Annotated in this window: 2 protein-coding genes and 1 pseudogene; 2 read left to right on the plus strand and 1 reads right to left on the minus strand. The window is 52.6% G+C overall.

Features of this window, described 5'->3' with window-relative positions; all coding sequences use genetic code 11:
- Positions 1-184, minus strand: a 184-nt coding sequence (locus BG842_RS30560) for a hypothetical protein (RefSeq protein ID WP_217493303.1), incomplete at its 3' end; no start/stop codon positions are given.
- Positions 185-1,164: 980 nt separating this feature from the next.
- Between BG842_RS30560 and BG842_RS32760 the strand changes: the two genes are divergently transcribed.
- Complete coding sequence (locus BG842_RS32760) at positions 1,165-1,512, plus strand: hypothetical protein (protein ID WP_342764802.1); 348 nt, start codon at positions 1,165-1,167, stop codon at positions 1,510-1,512.
- Between the two features lie 112 nt (positions 1,513-1,624).
- Positions 1,625-2,077 (plus strand): annotated as a pseudogene (locus BG842_RS10345) (hypothetical protein); the annotation flags it as partial.

Genomic DNA, 2,077 nt, shown 5'->3' on the forward strand with positions numbered 1-2,077 from the left:
ACGAGTTGTGGATGTACGCCACGTCGAAGTCGTATCGATTGTCTAGTTTCTCGACTGTTTTCGGGACCCTGGCGAACGTGAAAAGCGGATACAATTGATAGATTGATGATGATTTCGCCGGGCTGTCGTATCGATACAGTTCGTAGCCCTCTCTGGATTCTCGCTGCGGTGAGTCGTTATCCAACCGTCTACAGAGAACGACGACCTCGTGGCCTCGCTCGGCAAGCCCTTCGACTTCGGTCAGAAGAGACTTAGCGATACACCGGTTCGATCCGGCCAGAAATAGTCCGAGAGTACTAGGATGTTCATGCTGTTTCGGTATATTCGTTTGATTGAGTCTTTTGGTGAGATGTGACGAGGTTCGTGGGGACCAATGGTGGCGCGGTGCGTTCGTTCACGATGGATTACTCATACCATCCGGTCTTAGTTCTTTTGTATCCCCATTTCAAACCCTGTTAAAATATTCTTCGAATTGGTATTACAAGATTTCGTATTTAAAGCCGCATACGAAATATCTTAATTATAATTGTTTTGGATATCCGGCTGGAGCATTAAACGATATATGCTATGACTGAATAGAGTCATCCATGTATAGCCCTTCACAGCTTCGAAGGGGATTACGGAGTCCCAATCTGTTTCTTCGAGAGGCGAACCGTCAATATCATCGACGGTTGAACAAGCGAGAGTACAACACGGACGGAATCGACGTCATCGACGAGGATTGGGATAACCTGCTTATCCTCGATGCGTGTCGGTACGACATGTTCAAAGACAATTCTACCCTGCCCGGGCGATTGGAATCCCGATACTCCCGCGGTTCAACGACGGTGGAATTCTTACGCGCTAACTTCTCCGAGCGGGAGATGAAAGACACCGTATACGTGACGGCGAACCCGCAGCTATACCGGAACTACGATGATATCAACCCCCACTTCCATGCGGTAGAAACGTGTGGTTGGAAGCCGGATGGGACGACGAGTTCCAGACGGTGCTTCCCGAAACAACGACCGAGGCCGCGCTTCGAGCGGCAGAAGAGTATCCAAACAAGCGACTGATCGTCCACTACATCCAGCCGCATTACCCGTTCATTACGGATTCCACGTCGTTCGATAAGGGTATCTCGATAACCCAGATTCGGATACCCGGGACTTCTGGGGCCGGAAAATGGAATCCGAACTCGACGTCTCCAGAGGGTCGATATGGCACGCCTACACGGGAAATCTGCTTCGTTCACTTCCGCATGTCGAACAGTTGATGGACGCGCTTACCGGGAGAACAGTCGTGACAGCCGACCACGGTAACATGGTCGGCGAACGCGCGTTCCCGTTTCCGATCCGTGAATGGGGCCACCCCCGAGGGATGTACACGGAAGAGCTGGTCAAAGTCCCGTGGTTAGTCCACGAGAACGGACCGAGGAAGGACATCACTACAGAAGGCTCCGATGAGGAAATGGAAGCAGTCGATGATGCCGTCGTCTCGGACCGTCTCGAACAACTCGGATACATGGAGTGAATGGACGTGGAACCGCGTCGTGAATCAGCGATTCCATCCATCAAACCTTCACTCACGTCTCTGTTAAAAGCGTGCTCTCCAGCGGGGAGTTACGGCTTCACCCATCACCAAGATGCGTAAATCACTCACAGGACTCGCTTCGGTTGCGTTCATCGGCGGCATGTTCGGGCGTGGTCTTCGCTATAGTCTCAACATCGTTATCGCCAACGGTCTCGGTACGGGGGCGCTCGGATACTTCGCCTTCGGAATGGTCGTGATGAAGGCGGGCGGTGTAATCGCTCGACTCGGATTGGACAACGCGGCCCAAAAATTTGTCCCGAAACATATCACGGACGAGAATACCAGCGCCCTGTCCGGGATTGCCCTGTTTTGTCTCGCGGTCCCGTTTCTCGTGGTCTACGGGACTCTCGGAGCTCTCAGTGGTGACGTCGACGAGTCAGGGAGTACCAATGTCGAAGGCGTCGGGATCAAGAGATTCGTACAGTGGACTGAGTTCTTGCTGATCGCAGTTCTGCTTGGGCTACTGTTTCGACAACAGCAGTGCTCGGTTCTGTTGAGGGCCACT

It is taken from the genome of Haladaptatus sp. W1 (genome assembly GCF_001723155.1).
In the GTDB taxonomy this organism is placed as follows: domain Archaea; phylum Halobacteriota; class Halobacteria; order Halobacteriales; family Haladaptataceae; genus Haladaptatus; species Haladaptatus paucihalophilus.

What these genes read in the sequence shown, in the direction of transcription:
- BG842_RS32760 (WP_342764802.1), top strand. Translation starts at nt 1,165, where the DNA reads ATGGAATCCGAACTCGACGTCTCCAGAGGGTCGATATGGCACGCCTAC.